Origin of the sequence: Halomonas sp. ND22Bw, from assembly GCF_003011945.1 — a bacterium.
Classification (GTDB): Bacteria; Pseudomonadota; Gammaproteobacteria; order Pseudomonadales; family Halomonadaceae; genus Halomonas; species Halomonas halophila.
This window is the reverse complement of record NZ_PXWD01000423.1, coordinates 1-340: the sequence shown is the minus strand read 5'-3', so window position 1 is coordinate 340 and position 340 is coordinate 1. Positions and strand designations below refer to the sequence as shown.

Annotated in this window: 1 protein-coding gene; it reads right to left on the bottom strand. The window is 65.9% G+C overall.

The genetic code is table 11. From position 1 onward, the window contains the following. Positions 1–340: hypothetical protein (locus CVH10_RS25870; protein WP_219924827.1), on the bottom strand; the 340-nt coding region annotated here is incomplete at both ends.

The window sequence follows — 340 nt, the reverse complement described above, 5'->3', positions numbered from 1 at the left end:
GAGCCTGGGGTCGTCCGCCGCCCAACCCAGCGCCTTCGGGGCGCCGCCCGAGGCGACGGAAACCGCCGCGCCCGTATCGACCAAGGCGTCGAAGGTGACGCCGTCGATCTCCACAGGCACGATCAACAGTCCATTATCGTCCAATCGGCCTTTGACGGCCGTGAAGCCTTCCGGCGGAACACCCGAGGGCTTCACGCTGATCGTTTGGGCTTTCGGGTCGAACACGATGCTGCTGTCGGCGAACATCTCCATGCCGACAATGCCGTGCGCCTCGGTCGCGTCGGCGTTCGGCAGGCCCAGCACGGCGACGCCCTCTGCGTCGAACAGGTCTGTCGAAAAA